This window comes from Psychroflexus aestuariivivens, from assembly GCF_004010055.1.
Classification (GTDB): domain Bacteria; phylum Bacteroidota; class Bacteroidia; order Flavobacteriales; family Flavobacteriaceae; genus Psychroflexus; species Psychroflexus aestuariivivens.
The window spans coordinates 71,390-85,848 of record NZ_RQVT01000001.1 but is presented as its reverse complement, the minus strand read 5'-3'; the positions used below and the strand labels follow the sequence as shown (position 1 = coordinate 85,848).

The following is a 14,459-nucleotide window of genomic DNA, read 5'->3' as shown; positions in this document are numbered from 1 at the left end:
CATTCGCAAAAAAATAGTAAACATTGAAAATTAAACAAATACTAAGCCTATTTTTAATCATGTTATTGACATCTACTTTTGTCAATACACATGCGCTTAGTCACTTGTTTGATCAAGACGAAGTTTCAGATATTGAAAATTGTGAATTTTGCGATGAATATGTTGTAAATCACAAACAAGATTTCGATTTTGACTTCACTCCTACTTATCCTAAATTTGAAATAACCGAAATTTCAAAAACTGTAACTCTTCAGTTTATTTCAACCTCAGTACTCTTCAATTCTAAGCCAAAAGGCAAATTTTACAACAAGCCTCCACCGACTTTAGAAGTCTAAATTCAATCAATTCTTTCAAAATTATTTTTACTTTTTTCAATTAAACATTTATGTTTCAAATGAGAATTTTGGTGTTTTGCCTAATGGCATTCACAAGTTTTACATATTCACAAAACTGTTCACTAAACATTAGTGGACAAGTCATTGATTTGCATGACAATTCCCCATTATTTGGTGCTGTTGTTCAAATTGAATCTCTAAATAAAGTTGTCTACACCAACGAAAAGGGCCATTACAAAATCGAGGATATTTGTGAAGGTCTTTTGGAAATTAAAGTATCTCATCCTTTTTGTGAACCAAAAACTAAAAGTTTAAATCTAAAATCGAATACGGAAATAAACTTCAGGTTAGAACATCATTTAGAAGAATTGAATGAGGTTTTGCTAAAAGGAAAACTTTACAATAACGAAAATAACTCTTCAATATCAAATCAAATCAAAACTGAAACGCTTGAAGAATTTAGTAACGCTTCACTTGGAGATGCGCTAAAAAACATCAGTGGCGTTTCCAGTTTGAACACCGGAAATGCTATTGTAAAACCGATAATTCAGGGTTTGCATAGCTCACGGGTTTTGGTGATTAATGACAATGTTAGACTTCACGATCAACAATGGGGCGTAGATCACGCACCAAATGTGGACATAAATTCTGCTGCAAATATTACTGTAATAAAAGGTGCATCTGCACTAAAATATGGCGGCGACGCTGTTGGCGGGACTATTGTTGTTGAACCAAAAAAGGCACCTATTAAAGACACTTTAATCGGCAAAACAATTGTAACTGGAGCAACAAATGGCCGTGGTGGAACTTTAGCTTCAAACTTAATAAAAGCTTATAACAATGGTTTCAATTATAGAATTCAAGGCAGTTTGAAGCGTTTGGGCGACTTTAAATCTCCAGATTATCAATTGAGCAATACTGGTTCACGAGCCAATAATTTATCGCTTGGTTTAGGTCTTAATAAAATAGATTACGGAATTGATTTCAGTTACAAATTGACGGATTCAGAAATTGGTATTTTGCGTGCTTCGCATATTGGAAATACCAGAGATTTGGTAAATGCTATTAATCGACAAACACCCTCTTTTGTTGATGATTTTTCATACGATATCAACAATCCAAAACAAAAAGTAACACATCAAATCTATAAATTGAAAGCTTTCAAAAAACTGAAAAATATCGGAGAATTGAGCCTGCAATATGCGTTTCAAAATAACAGAAGAAAAGAATTTGACGTTCGTCGTGGTGGCAGAAGTGATTTAGCAGCTTTGGATTTAGAATTAAAAACACATACAATATTAGCAGAATTGGAATGGGATCAAACAGAAAACTTTGATTCGAATTTTGGTGTTGAATTCAATGCGCAAAACAATTTTCCTAATCCAAGAACTGGCGTCCGCAGATTGATTCCAGATTATGAAATGCTCAGTTTTGGCACTTATGCAACGAGTCTATTTCAACTTTCTGATACTTGGGAATTCGACGCTGGTATTCGTTACGATTTCAGTAGAATCGATGCTGTGAAATATTATATCACAAGTCGATGGGAAGATCTGAATTATGATGAAACATTTCCACAATTTGAAGTGGAATATATTGGCAATCAAATTGAGACTAATCCAAAATTCGATTATCATAATTTTTCAGCCACATTTGGTGCTACACACCAATTATCTGAACAAATGAAACTGATTATGAATCTGAGTTCTGCTAGTCGTGCTCCCAATCCTTCGGAATTGTTTAGCGACGGATTGCACCACAGTATTTCCAGCATTGAGCGTGGTGACTTGAGCCTAAGTCCTGAACAATCATATAAATTTGGCGTAGGTTTTCAAGGCAGTTATAAAAATTTTGGTTTCAATTTTCAGCCGTATGCAAATTTCATCAATAATTATATTTTGATGCAACCTGAAGACATTGAAAGAACAATTCGAGGCGCATTTCCTGTTTATCAGTATTCTCAAACCAATGCCAGACTTTTAGGATTTGACTTAACTGCAAATTATAAATTTCAAAAACTTGATTTCAGAACGAATTTGGCTTATATCCATGGTGAAGATATGAGCAATAATGAAGCATTGATTGATATGCCTCCAACTAATTGGTCAAATACTGTCAGGTATGAGTTTGATAAGTTTCAGAATTTATATTTAGAATTGAACAGTCAATTTGTTTTTAAACAAAATCGATTTCCAAATAACAATTTTGAAGTAGAGATTCTCAACACAGAAACTGGCACTTTTGAAGATGTTTTGGTTGACATTAGCACGCCTCCAGAAGCCTATCATTTGTTGAATTTTTCAAGTGGAATGGATTTCAAACTAGACAAAACTAAATTCAATATTAATCTAAGAATCAACAATTTATTCAATACAAATTATAGAAATTATTTAAATAGACAAAGGTATTATGCAGATGAAATTGGTACGAATGTCATGTTACAACTGAAAGTAAATTATTAATCTAAAAATTATTCAAAATGAAAACAATCAAATTATTTAGTTTAAGCTTAATTGCAGCAATTACACTGAACTCATGTTCAGATGACGATAGCTCTCCAGAGCCTATCATTGAGCAAGAAGTTATCACAACAATTAATATCGAGTTAGAAGATGTCGATAATCCTACAAATACAGCGACTTTTTTGTGGAGCGATTCAGATGGTGATGGTCTGGAAGACCTAGTAAATGTAGACAATTTGACTGCAAATACGACTTATTCTGGAGCGATTACTTTCCTAAACGAGTTGGAAAATCCAGCTGAAGATATTACCCAAGAAATCTTGGCTGAGGATGAGGAACACCAAATCTTTTATATTCCAAATACGACTTTAGATTTAACCACATCTTACGACGATGTTGATAATGTCGGCAATCCTGTTGGTTTAGATTTCACACTTACCACTGGAGACGCTAGCAATGGTGTCTTGACTGTGTTTTTAATACACGAAGGAAACAAATTTGCTGAAGGCGCTAGTGAAGGTGTCTTAACTGATGGCGTTGGTGGCGAAACAGATATTGAAGTCAATTTTGATGTAAATATCGAAGACTAAATTTTGTAACGTCGTCCAATTTCAGCATAAAAATAGCTGTCCGAAATGTTGTATTTAATTTAAAGTCTACCTAGAAATTAGAGCTTTAAATCACTGTAAAACATGAAGTGGACAGCTTTTTTATTTTGCTAATTTAAGTAAAATTGATGATTTCAGATTGTATCGATTACAACATTCAATTTATTATATATTTTGAATTTATTTTTAACAGAAGAAAAACTTCGAATATTTAATTTGTAAAAAATATCACGATCACATAAGTAAAGCCTAGTTTTTCTTTTTATAAATATAAAATTGACTTTGCAAAAGAATTCTTACTTTAGACAAAAAAAGTTATGAATGCTAGAGATGAGCAATTGAAGTCCATCAGACCTGAAATTCCAAATGCTGAAATCAAATCAAGGACTGCTGAAATGGAACGGTTTCAAAATCTAACATTGAGGCCAATTGCAAAATTTCAAAACGACATTTTGCTATCCATTTTTTCGAATTATATAGAAAAATACAAGAATATATTTCATAAACTAGGTCAAAACGAAAAACTGAATTATATTGAAAATAGTTTGAAAAAAGATAGTAAGTTTAAAAATCTAATTCGTGGTATTTTCATCGCTCATTTCACTTCAGAAGAATATAAATTTTACAGTGAAAACATATCTTCTGCGAATAAAAGAATTGTAAATTTAGTTAAAGAACGACTGCAAAGTCAAATGCAATATTTTGAATCAGAACATGCGTAAAAAACTTCCAAATTTAAAATACCCGAAACGCTTAAAAATAAAAAAGCATAAAATCCAGAACCAAATTCCTGGACAAATCACATTCATTGGTGAAAAAACCACAGATGTTACTGAAATTGATGTGATTAGCTATAATGTTGATAGAGTAAAATATCATTACAATTGTACAGTTGACAAAGTGGTTGAATTGGTAACTCACGAAAAAGACTTTAAGCACTGGATCAACTTTTCTGGACTTCATGACGTTGAAAAACTTGGCAATCTTGGAAAGTCGCTCGACATTCACCCTTTGGTTTTAGAAGATATTGCAAACACAAAGCAGCGCCCAAAACTTGATGAGTTTGACGATTATTTGTTCATGGCTTTGAAAATGTTGTACTATACAACAGAAAATATCTTTGTAAAAGAGCATTTTGGAATTATATTACATGATTCTTATATAATTACTTTTCAACAACATAAAGACGATGTATTAAATTTTGTCCGTGAACGCGTTCAGAATAAAAAAGGGAGAATCCGAACACATAACACAGATTACTTGTTTTTCGCCATCGTAGATGCAGTCATTGACAATTATTACAACATTACTGAAACCGTTGAAGAAAAAACTGAATTCTTAGAAGATAAAATTTTATCAGACGCCAATAATGCAAGTTCAACAGAAATTCAATTGTTAAAACGCGAAATTCTAAGTATCAGAAAATCTGTAGCACCAACTAAAGAGTTGATTAACAGATTGCAGAATTCTAAACACAAATTATTTGATAAATCGACGAGGTTTTATCTAGCAGATTTATACGACCACATTTTACAAGTCACTGAAAATGTAGATATTTATAGAGAAATCACTTGGGGACTTTTGGACATGTATATGAGTAGCATCAGTAATAAGATGAACGAAGTTATGAAAGTACTCACAATTATGTCTACTATTTTTATTCCGTTGACCTTTATCGTTGGAGTTTACGGGATGAATTTTGAATATATGCCTGAATTAGAGGCTAAATCTGGGTATTTTATAGTTTGGGTTGTGATGATTACAATAACTATTTTACTTATATTTTATTTTAAAAAGAAAAAATGGTTTTGAAATTATTATAGTTCAACTTTATTTAGAATCAAACCAGAAGCTTGCGCAATATGTTCAAGTTTTATTCGGTTTTTGCCATTTATAGTTTGTTTCAAAAAATCCAAATCTATTTTGTGACGACCTAAATCAATTAGTGCGCCCATCATCAAGCGAATTTGTTGGCGTTTGAATCCTTCACCTACTACACGTAGGACAAAACTTTGCACTGGAAAGAAATTGGCTGTATAAATGTCGTTTTCTTTGAGTTCACAACTTACAATTTCTCCATCAGTTATAGTTCCAGAGTTTGGTCGAAAAGTGAAGGAATAAAAATCATGTTCACCTTCAAAATACTTCGCTCCTATCATCATTAATTCAATGTCTAAATCTTCCTGAATATTTACCATAAATGGCGCACAAAATGGATGCATTTTTTCTTTTATGGTAAAAAAATATAAATATTCTTTCAATTTAGGATGTTGAATGATATTGAAATCTGCACTGGTTTCTTCAATTTCTAAAGCCCGAATATCTGGCGGTAAATTCTTGTTGAATTCAGGGAAAAAAGAATCGATTTCCAAAGCATCTTCATAAATAAATAATTCGGCATAAGTTTGATTGACGGAAACCATCGCATCTGTTCGACCTGCAGCAATAACTTTAAAACGTTTGCCTTCCAATACATAATTCAATGTTTTGTTCAACATGTGTTCCACCGTTAAAACATCAGGTTGCTTTTGCCAGCCATGATATCTGAAACCTAAATATTGAAGTTTAATGAGGTAATAAAAACGTTTGTACTGCATAGAAAGTCAAAAATTATTTCACCTGAATCAAAATCCATTCTGAAATATCTTCTAAAACATAAGGCGCAATGGTTTGTTCAATTTTTGCATATTCCGATGGCGCACCCGTTTTACTTTCTTGAAAAAGGTGGTTCAAATTCGGATATTCTATCGTTGTAATATTTTGATTACCGCCAGTTTTCAAAGATTTTTCAATCGCTTGTAAATTTTCTTTTGGGGGCACTTGCAAATCTTTTTCACCATTTATAGCCAAAACAGGACAGTTAACCTTTTGTAATATATCTGCTGGATTTGTGTTTATAAAAGTCTGAAACCAAGGCGTAGCAATTTGAGAAACCACCAGATCAATATATTCTTCATCTGTCATATTAGATGGTTTTTGCGGATCTGGATTTTCTTTTAAAGCCTTTTGATAAAAACTTTTCAACTTTGATTTTGCTTTAGTTATATTTTCCGAATTAGATAAAATCTTATAAGCTTGTTTATTGTTTTCAACACTATTTTCAATTTGAATTTCACTTAAACCTGAGACTTCACCAATAAGCTTTTGCTGTAAATAAAGCAATTCATCGCCGGGAATTCCCGTGCCAGCCATCAACACAATAAATGCAACAGCTGAATTATCCCTAGCAACTATTGGAGCAATTAAGCCACCTTCGCTGTGACCGATTATTCCAATATTTTCAGAATCAATGTTTTTATGAGATTTTAAAAATTCTACAGCAGCTTCTGCATCTTTAGCAAAATCTAAGGTAGTTGCTGAACCAAAATCACCTTCAGATTCAGCAAAACCACGATCATCGTAACGCAAAACTGCAATGCCCTGACGAGTTAAATAATCTGATAACACGAGAAAAGGTTTATGACCTAAGATGGATTCGTTTCTATCTTGAGGACCACTGCCAGAAATTAATACCACTGCAGGAAATTTCTCGGTTTGGTTTGGTAAAGTCAATGTTCCTGCAAGCTTTATTTTAGCGTTTTTATTTTTGAATTTGACCGTTTCAGAATGATATGGAAAAGGTTCTTCTGGCTCTTGTGGTCTTTTCAACTCAGATTTTTGAATTTTATTTTTGGTTAAATTCATTTTGAAAACCATGCCATTTTGAGAAAAATTTCCTTCAACATCTCCTGTATCATTTAGCACTCCAATATATTCAATACCTGCATTTTTAACTTTCAATGTTAGAGTATCGTTTTTAAATTCAGTAGATGTTACTGGAATTCCAGAGACATTTTGATCCGGACTATCCATTATGGACGCAAGACCTTCTTCGGTGTTTTCAATATGAAAAACCAACCTCATTTTCATGCCTTGCACGTCCAAAACACCATTCCAATCTCCAGTAATATTTTGTCCAAATGTTGCTAGACCTGAAATCGCGACTAAATAAGTTAAGAATATTTTTTTCATTTCAATTGTAAATTACAGAAGCTCCAAATTTAATTAAAGCATTTCTTATTTTGAACAAAGTCAATATTTATTTAAAATATCAAAATCATTAACTTTTACAAGTTCTTAAAAAATACTATTAAAAACTGACTAAATCTCTTGATATCAATGAATTTGTTAGGGAATATTTAAATGAATATTAAATTTTGAAAATAATTCAATTTTACTATGCATGCATAGTATATTTTATTACATTTGAAATATAAATTTCGTCATGAAAGAAAAAACAATAGATTATATTTTAAGGTCAACTTGGATTGCAGTTGCGAAAATGTACAATGAAGAAGCTGCAAAAAAAGATAGTACGATGGCTACTGGTTTTGCTTTGCTAAGTATTGATCCTGAAACTGGTACACCTTCTACGGCTTTAGGACCTAAAATGGGTGTAGAATCTACCAGCGTTTCCAGAACCTTAAAAAACATGGAGGACAAAGGATTAATTCGACGTGAAAGGAATCCAAAAGATGGAAGAAGCGTCCTTATTCATCTCACAGAATTTGGTAGGGAAATGCGAGAATATTCTAAAAGTGTCGTCCTTACATTCGACAACAAAGTAAAAGAAAATATCAATTCTAAAGATCTTGAAACCTTCATTAGAGTGGCGGAAACCATTTCAGATATGATTTCAGAAAAAACAATTTTTAACGAAAAATCTTACACAAATCGATAATCTAAGCATATGAAAAGAAGAATCAAAAAAGTAGCAGTCATTGGTTCAGGTATTATGGGAAGTGGCATTGCTTGCCATTTTGCCAACATAGGTGTAGAAGTTATACTTCTTGACATCGTTCCAAAAGAACCTAATGACAAAGAAAAAAAACAAGGCAAAACCTTGGAAGATCCTTCGGTTAGAAACCGAATTGTTAATGATGCTTTACAAAATTCATTAAAGTCTAACCCTTCGCCGATTTATCATAAAGATTTTGCAAAACGCATTGAAACTGGAAATTTAGAAGATGATATTTCTAAAGTTGCAGATGTCGATTGGATTATTGAAGTCGTTGTGGAAAGACTAGATATCAAAAAACAAGTCTTTGAAAATTTAGAAAAACACCGCAAAAAAGGAACGCTGATTTCTTCCAACACTTCTGGTATTCCTATTAAATTTATGACTGAAGGTCGCAGTGACGATTTCAAAAAACATTTCTGCGGAACGCATTTCTTCAATCCGCCGAGATATTTGAAACTTTTGGAAATTATCCCAGGTCCTGATACTTCAACTGAAGTTTTAGAATTTTTGAATGATTATGGTGAAAAATTCTTAGGAAAAACTACAGTCGTTGCCAAAGATACCCCAGCTTTTATCGGAAATCGAGTTGGTATTTTTAGCATCATGAGCTTGTTCCATATGGTTAAAGATATGGATATGACGATTGAAGAAGTTGACAAATTAACCGGTCCGGTAATCGGTCGTCCAAAATCGGCAACTTTTAGAACAGTTGATGTTGTTGGATTAGACACTTTAGTTCATGTAGCCAATGGTTTATATGAAAATGTTCCCAACGATGAACGTCACAACTTGTTCAAACTTCCAGATTTCATAGAGTCTATGATGGAAAATGAATGGTATGGAAGCAAAACAGGACAAGGTTTTTATAAAAAAATTAAAAACGATGATGGTTCAAGCGAAATCAAATCACTGGATTTAAATTCATTAGAATACAGAGAAAAAAAATCTGCCAAATTTGACACTTTAGAAAAAACAAAATCTGTTGATGTAGTTGCAGATCGTTTTCCTATTTTAATTGAAGGCAAAGATAAAGCTGGTGAATTTTACAGAAAAAATTTCGCTGCACTTTTCGCTTATGTGCAAAACAGAATACCAGAAATCACAGATTCACTTTACAAAATCGATGATGCTATGAAAGCTGGTTTTGGCTGGCAACATGGACCATTTCAAATTTGGGATGCCATTGGTTTAGAAAAAGGAATCCAGTTGATGAAAGACGAAGGTTTTGAAATTTCAGATTGGGTGAAAAAACTATCCGAGTCCGATCAAAAATCTTTCTACCACGTTAAATCTGGTAAAACTTATTTTTACGATATCGACAAATCAGCCCATGAAAAAATTCCTGGTCAAGATGCCTTTATCATTTTAGATAATATCCGAGAAAGCAATGAAGTTTTCAAAAACAAAGATCTTGTCGCTGAAGATTTAGGCGACGGTATTTTGAATATTGAATTCCGAAGTAAAATGAATTCTATCGGTGGCGATGTACTGAACGGCATTAACACAGCGATGGATATTGCAGAAAAAGATTTTAATGGCGTCGTTATTTCGAATACCGGCGATAATTTTTCTGTAGGTGCCAATATCGGAATGATTTTCATGTTCGCTGTTGAACAAGAATATGAAGAATTGAATGGCGCCATCAAATATTTTCAGGATACAATGATGAGAATGCGCTACTCCTCTATTCCAACGGTTGCTGCTCCACATCAACTGGCACTTGGCGGCGGTTGCGAATTGTCTATGCATGCCGATAAAATTGTTGCTCACGCCGAAACTTATATCGGTTTAGTTGAATTTGGTGTTGGCGTAATTCCTGGTGGCGGTGGTTCTAAAGAAATGACACGTAGAGCTGCAAAAACCTTCCAAAAAGATGATGTTGAATTGAATAGATTAAGAGAAAACTTCTTGACTATAGGAATGGCTAAAGTTGCCAAATCTGCTCATGAAGCTTACGATTTGAATATTTTGGAACGCGGCAAAGACATTGTTGTGGTGAGTCGAGACCGACAACTTGCCATCGCAAAACAACACGCCCAATTGATGTCAGAAAACGGATATTCTCAGCCTGTAAAAACCAACGATATCAAAGTGCTTGGTCGTCAAGCTTTAGGTGCATTTTTGGTTGGAACAGACCAAATGAAAGCAGGAAATTACATCAGTGAGCACGATCAGAAAATTGCCAACAAATTGGCTTACGTCATGTCTGGCGGTGATTTATCTGAAGCCAGTTATGTTTCTGAACAGTATCTTTTAGATCTTGAACGCGAAGCTTTCTTATCACTTTGCGGTGAAAAGAAAACTCTAGAACGTCTTCAACACATGATTAAGAAAGGGAAACCGCTTAGAAATTAGAAAGTAGATTTGAGATATTAGATATTAGACAAAATCTTTTGCGATGCATAATTATAAGGAACTGAAAATTTGGCAGAAATCTATTGATTTAGTTGAAAACGTATTCCAACTAATTGCTGATTTTCCTAACTCTGAAAAGTATGGCTTAGTAGATCAAATTAAAAGAAGTGCTATTTCAGTTCCTTCAAATATTGCGGAAGGTGCTGGAAGGAATAGCAACAAAGATTTTGGAAGATTTTTATCGATTTCTAAAGGATCTTTAAATGAACTTAATACTCAACTTATTATTAGTAATCGCTTAAATTTTATTAGCAACGATAAACTCAATAAGTTAGAGAAGGATATTAATGAAATACACAAAATGATTTATAAATTTAATCAAGGCTTAGAAAAATAAGAATCATTAATCTTATATCTAAGTTCTAAAATCTAAAATCCAATATGAAAACAGCATACATAGTAAAAGGATACAGAACAGCAGTAGGAAAAGCTCCAAAAGGTGTTTTTCGGTTTAAGCGTCCAGACAATTTAGCGGCGGAAACCATCAATTATATGATGGGACAACTACCCGAATTTGACAAATCACGTATCGATGATGTGATGGTTGGAAACGCCATGCCAGAAGCAGAACAAGGCTTAAATGTCGGTCGATTGGTTTCACTGATGGGTTTAAAAACTGAAGAAGTTCCTGGCGTAACCGTCAATCGTTATTGCGCATCTGGAATAGAAACCATCGCCATGGCGAGTGCAAAAATTCAAAGTGGCATGGCCAATTGCATCATTGCTGGTGGTGCAGAGAGTATGAGTTACATTCCAATGGGAGGTTACAAACCTGTCCCAAATTATAACGCTGCCAAAGCTGGTAACGAAAGTTATTATTGGGGAATGGGTCTCACAGCAGAAGCTGTAGCAAAGCAATATGAAATTTCAGCAAAAGATCAAAATGAATTTGCTTACAATTCTCATCAAAAAGCGATTAAAGCTCAAAAAGAAAATCGATTTCAAGACCAAATCGTACCGATAGATGTAGAAGAAGTTTTTGTTAATTCTAAAGACAAAAAAGAATCAAAAACTTATACAGTTAATCAAGATCAAGGTCCAAGAGCAGATACTTCAGAAGAAGTATTGAATAAACTCAGACCTGTTTTTGCTGAAGGTGGAAGTGTAACAGCTGGAAATTCATCTCAGATGAGCGATGGCGCAGCCTTTGTTATGGTAATGAGCGAAGAAATGGTCAAAGAACTTAATCTTGAACCAGTAGCTAGAATGGTAAGTTATGCAACTGTTGGTGTAGAACCGAGAATTATGGGAATTGGTCCAGTAAAAGCAATTCCAAAAGCATTGAAACAAGCTGGACTCAAATTGAATGACATCGAACTTATTGAACTTAATGAAGCTTTTGCTTCTCAATCTTTGGCTGTCGCTAGAGAGTTAGGCATCAATCAAGATATTTTGAATGTAAATGGTGGTGCTATTGCTTTAGGTCACCCATTAGGTTGTACTGGAGCCAAACTTTCAGTTCAGATTTTTGATGAAATGAAAAAGAGAAACCTAAAAGATAAATATTCTATGGTCACTATGTGCGTAGGAACTGGACAGGGAGCAGCTGGGATTTATGAGGTGTTTTAGTAGTAACTAGAGCAAAGAGTCAGGAGTCAGGAGTCAGGAGTCAGGAATTAAGAGTAATAATTATGAAAATTCAATGCATAACTTCAAAAAATTAAAAATCTGGCAGGAAAGTAAAGACTTAGTAAAAGAAATTTATGCTTTAACTAGGACTTTCCCTGATTTTGAAAAATTTGGTTTAGTATCTCAAATGAATAGATGTTCAGTTTCGATTCCTTCAAATATTTCAGAAGGAACGAGTAAAAGTACAAATAAACATTTCAATTCTTATTTGGAAAATAGTTTAGGTTCTGCTTTTGAATTAGAAACTCAATTAATTGTTGCTTTTGATCAAAATTATCTGAATGAGGAAAAATTTATAGAATTAGAAACTAAAATTATTTACATATAAAAAATAATATCAAGATTCAAATCTGGACTTAAGTTATAGTCATGGTTCTTGCATCTTGATTCATATAATCTAAAACAAATGGAAACAAATAAAAAAGACGACATGATCCGTGGAGGTCAGTTCATCGTTAAAGAAACAAAAGCAGAAGACATTTTCACACCTGAAGATTTTTCTGAAGAACAAATTATGATGCGCGATTCTGTCAAAGAATTCGTAGATCGAGAAATATGGGCAAAGAAAGAAGAATTCGAAAAGAAAAATTATGCTTTAACTGAAGAAGTGATGCGTAAAGCAGGAAAGCAAGGATTTCTTGGCGTTGCAGTTCCTGAAGAATATGAAGGCATGGGGATGGATTTCGTTTCTACCATGTTGGTTTGCGATTATATTTCAGGAGCAACAGGATCTTTCAGTACGGCTTTTGGAGCGCATACAGGCATTGGCACTTTGCCGATAACACTTTATGGTACTGAAGAACAAAAGCAAAAATACATTCCAAAACTTGCTAGTGGCGAGTGGTTTGGTGCTTATTGCTTAACAGAACCTGGCGCTGGATCTGATGCAAATTCTGGTAAAACAAAAGCTGTTTTGTCTGAAGACGGTTCACATTACAAAATTACTGGGCAAAAAATGTGGATTTCAAACGCAGGTTTCTGTGATATATTTATTGTATTTGCCAGAATCGAGGACGATAAAAATATTACGGGCTTTATTGTTGAAAAAGACCTCACAAATGGAATTACTTTAGGAGACGAAGAGAAGAAACTTGGAATTCACTCCTCCTCTACTCGACAAGTATTTTTTGAAGAAACCAAAGTTCCTGCAGAAAATCTACTTGGTGAACGAAACGGAGGTTTCAAAATTGCGATGAATGCATTGAATGTTGGTCGTATAAAGCTTGCTGCTGCTTGTCTAGATGCTCAACGACGCGTGATCGATTCTGCAGTAAGATATGCTAACGATCGAGTTCAATTCAAAACACCAATCTCAAAGTTTGGTGCTATTCGCTCCAAAATAGCAGAAATGTCTACAGCAGCTTATGTCGGCGAATCGGCGTCTTATCGTGCTGCAAAAAATATTGAAGATAGAATTAATTTCAGAAAAGAAAGTGGAAACTCTCATCAAGAGGCAGAACTCAAAGGCGTAGAAGAATTTGCCATTGAATGTTCAATTCTTAAAGTTGCAGTTTCTGAAGATATTCAGGAATGTTCTGATGAAGGCATCCAGATTTATGGCGGAATGGGCTTTTCTGCCGATACACCAATGGAATCGGCTTGGAGAGATGCTAGAATCGCTAGAATTTATGAAGGCACCAATGAAATCAATAGAATGTTAGCTGTTGGTATGCTTGTAAAAAAAGCCATGAAAGGTCACGTCGATTTACTTGGCCCAGCCAAAGAAGTTGAAGATGAATTGACCGGAATTCCTTCTTTTGACACGCCAGATTATTCCGAACTTTTAGCTGAAGAAAAAGCCATGCTCAGAAAGTTGAAAAAAGCTTTCTTGATGGTTGCTGGAAGTGCAGCACAAAAATATGGCGAAGAACTTGAAGAACATCAGCAGCTATTGTTAGCTTCAGCCGATATTTTAATTGAAATATATATGGCAGAATCAGCTATTCTTCGTGCTGAGAAAAATGCCAAAAGATTTGGTGAGGACAAACAAAAAGAGCAAATCGCTATGTCAAAACTGAATTTATATCATGCTGTAGATAAAATCAATCAAAAAGGAAAAGAAGCAATTGTTTCTTTTGCCGAAGGTGATGAACAAAAAATGATGCTAATGGGCTTGAAACGCTATACAAAATATGATAATTACCCAAATGTGGTAGAACTCAGAAATACCATAGCAAACAAAGTTACAGAAGAGAATACTTATCCATTTTAAGTATAATTTAGGTTGAGA

Annotated in this window: 13 protein-coding genes; 11 read left to right on the top strand and 2 right to left on the bottom strand. The window is 33.9% G+C overall.

The annotated features are described in order from the left end of the window. Positions 1 to 23: 23 nt before the first annotated feature. The 5 genes from EIG86_RS00380 to corA all read left to right on the top strand — a co-directional run bounded on the left by EIG86_RS00380 (position 24) and on the right by corA (position 5,217). On the top strand, positions 24 to 335 hold the full coding sequence (locus EIG86_RS00380) for a hypothetical protein (RefSeq protein WP_127844175.1): 312 nt from the start codon (positions 24 to 26) through the stop codon (positions 333 to 335). A 50-nt stretch (positions 336 to 385) separates the two neighbouring features. Then, the gene (locus EIG86_RS00375; RefSeq protein WP_127844174.1) at positions 386 to 2,797 is read left to right on the top strand and encodes a TonB-dependent receptor; all 2,412 of its coding nucleotides are present in this window, start codon (positions 386 to 388) and stop codon (positions 2,795 to 2,797) included. A 17-nt stretch (positions 2,798 to 2,814) separates the two neighbouring features. Then, positions 2,815 to 3,387 (top strand): type 1 periplasmic binding fold superfamily protein, encoded by a 573-nt coding sequence (locus tag EIG86_RS00370; RefSeq protein WP_127844173.1) that lies wholly within the window; start codon positions 2,815 to 2,817, stop codon positions 3,385 to 3,387. 335 nt (positions 3,388 to 3,722) lie between these two features. Continuing rightward, complete coding sequence (locus tag EIG86_RS00365; RefSeq protein WP_127844172.1) at positions 3,723 to 4,127, top strand: glyoxalase; 405 nt, start codon at positions 3,723 to 3,725, stop codon at positions 4,125 to 4,127. After that, a complete protein-coding gene (gene corA, locus EIG86_RS00360; RefSeq protein WP_192901690.1) occupies positions 4,120 to 5,217 on the top strand; it encodes a magnesium/cobalt transporter CorA in 1,098 nt (365 codons plus the stop codon). Before EIG86_RS00365 ends, corA begins: the two co-directional genes overlap by 8 nt. A gap of 5 nt (positions 5,218 to 5,222) precedes the next feature. Here corA and EIG86_RS00355 read toward each other — a convergent pair whose 3' ends face one another. Together EIG86_RS00355 and EIG86_RS00350 are read right to left on the bottom strand one after the other, a co-directional pair. Further along, positions 5,223 to 6,002 (bottom strand): tRNA pseudouridine synthase A, encoded by a 780-nt coding sequence (locus EIG86_RS00355; RefSeq protein ID WP_127844170.1) that lies wholly within the window; start codon positions 6,000 to 6,002, stop codon positions 5,223 to 5,225. Between the two features lie 13 nt (positions 6,003 to 6,015). Continuing rightward, on the bottom strand, positions 6,016 to 7,416 hold the full coding sequence (locus EIG86_RS00350) for an alpha/beta hydrolase family protein (RefSeq protein ID WP_127844169.1): 1,401 nt from the start codon (positions 7,414 to 7,416) through the stop codon (positions 6,016 to 6,018). Between the two features lie 253 nt (positions 7,417 to 7,669). Between EIG86_RS00350 and EIG86_RS00345 the strand changes: the two genes are divergently transcribed. From EIG86_RS00345 to EIG86_RS00320, 6 genes are all read left to right on the top strand, one after another. Beyond that, the gene (locus EIG86_RS00345) at positions 7,670 to 8,125 is read left to right on the top strand and encodes a MarR family winged helix-turn-helix transcriptional regulator (RefSeq protein ID WP_127844168.1); all 456 of its coding nucleotides are present in this window, start codon (positions 7,670 to 7,672) and stop codon (positions 8,123 to 8,125) included. Between the two features lie 9 nt (positions 8,126 to 8,134). After that, on the top strand, positions 8,135 to 10,540 hold the full coding sequence (locus tag EIG86_RS00340) for a 3-hydroxyacyl-CoA dehydrogenase/enoyl-CoA hydratase family protein (RefSeq protein WP_127844167.1): 2,406 nt from the start codon (positions 8,135 to 8,137) through the stop codon (positions 10,538 to 10,540). Between the two features lie 43 nt (positions 10,541 to 10,583). Beyond that, entirely contained in the window at positions 10,584 to 10,937 is a 354-nt protein-coding gene (locus EIG86_RS00335; protein ID WP_127844166.1) for a four helix bundle protein, read from the top strand. A gap of 44 nt (positions 10,938 to 10,981) precedes the next feature. After that, the gene (locus EIG86_RS00330; protein WP_127844165.1) at positions 10,982 to 12,169 is read left to right on the top strand and encodes an acetyl-CoA C-acyltransferase; all 1,188 of its coding nucleotides are present in this window, start codon (positions 10,982 to 10,984) and stop codon (positions 12,167 to 12,169) included. Between the two features lie 73 nt (positions 12,170 to 12,242). After that, entirely contained in the window at positions 12,243 to 12,557 is a 315-nt protein-coding gene (locus EIG86_RS00325) for a four helix bundle protein (protein ID WP_127844164.1), read from the top strand. Between the two features lie 78 nt (positions 12,558 to 12,635). Next, positions 12,636 to 14,441 (top strand): acyl-CoA dehydrogenase family protein, encoded by a 1,806-nt coding sequence (locus EIG86_RS00320; protein ID WP_127844163.1) that lies wholly within the window; start codon positions 12,636 to 12,638, stop codon positions 14,439 to 14,441. The last annotated feature ends 18 nt before the right edge of the window (positions 14,442 to 14,459 follow it).

Excerpts from the sequence above, each read along its gene's own strand:
- EIG86_RS00375 (WP_127844174.1), top strand. The coding sequence starts at position 386 with ATGTTTCAAATGAGAATTTTGGTGTTTTGCCTAATGGCATTCACAAGT.
- EIG86_RS00370 (WP_127844173.1), top strand. The coding sequence starts at position 2,815 with ATGAAAACAATCAAATTATTTAGTTTAAGCTTAATTGCAGCAATTACA.
- EIG86_RS00365 (WP_127844172.1), top strand. The coding sequence starts at position 3,723 with ATGAATGCTAGAGATGAGCAATTGAAGTCCATCAGACCTGAAATTCCA.
- corA (WP_192901690.1), top strand. The coding sequence starts at position 4,120 with ATGCGTAAAAAACTTCCAAATTTAAAATACCCGAAACGCTTAAAAATA.
- EIG86_RS00355 (WP_127844170.1), bottom strand. The coding sequence starts at position 6,002 with ATGCAGTACAAACGTTTTTATTACCTCATTAAACTTCAATATTTAGGT.
- EIG86_RS00350 (WP_127844169.1), bottom strand. The coding sequence starts at position 7,416 with ATGAAAAAAATATTCTTAACTTATTTAGTCGCGATTTCAGGTCTAGCA.
- EIG86_RS00345 (WP_127844168.1), top strand. The coding sequence starts at position 7,670 with ATGAAAGAAAAAACAATAGATTATATTTTAAGGTCAACTTGGATTGCA.
- EIG86_RS00340 (WP_127844167.1), top strand. The coding sequence starts at position 8,135 with ATGAAAAGAAGAATCAAAAAAGTAGCAGTCATTGGTTCAGGTATTATG.
- EIG86_RS00335 (WP_127844166.1), top strand. The coding sequence starts at position 10,584 with ATGCATAATTATAAGGAACTGAAAATTTGGCAGAAATCTATTGATTTA.
- EIG86_RS00330 (WP_127844165.1), top strand. The coding sequence starts at position 10,982 with ATGAAAACAGCATACATAGTAAAAGGATACAGAACAGCAGTAGGAAAA.
- EIG86_RS00325 (WP_127844164.1), top strand. The coding sequence starts at position 12,243 with ATGCATAACTTCAAAAAATTAAAAATCTGGCAGGAAAGTAAAGACTTA.
- EIG86_RS00320 (WP_127844163.1), top strand. The coding sequence starts at position 12,636 with ATGGAAACAAATAAAAAAGACGACATGATCCGTGGAGGTCAGTTCATC.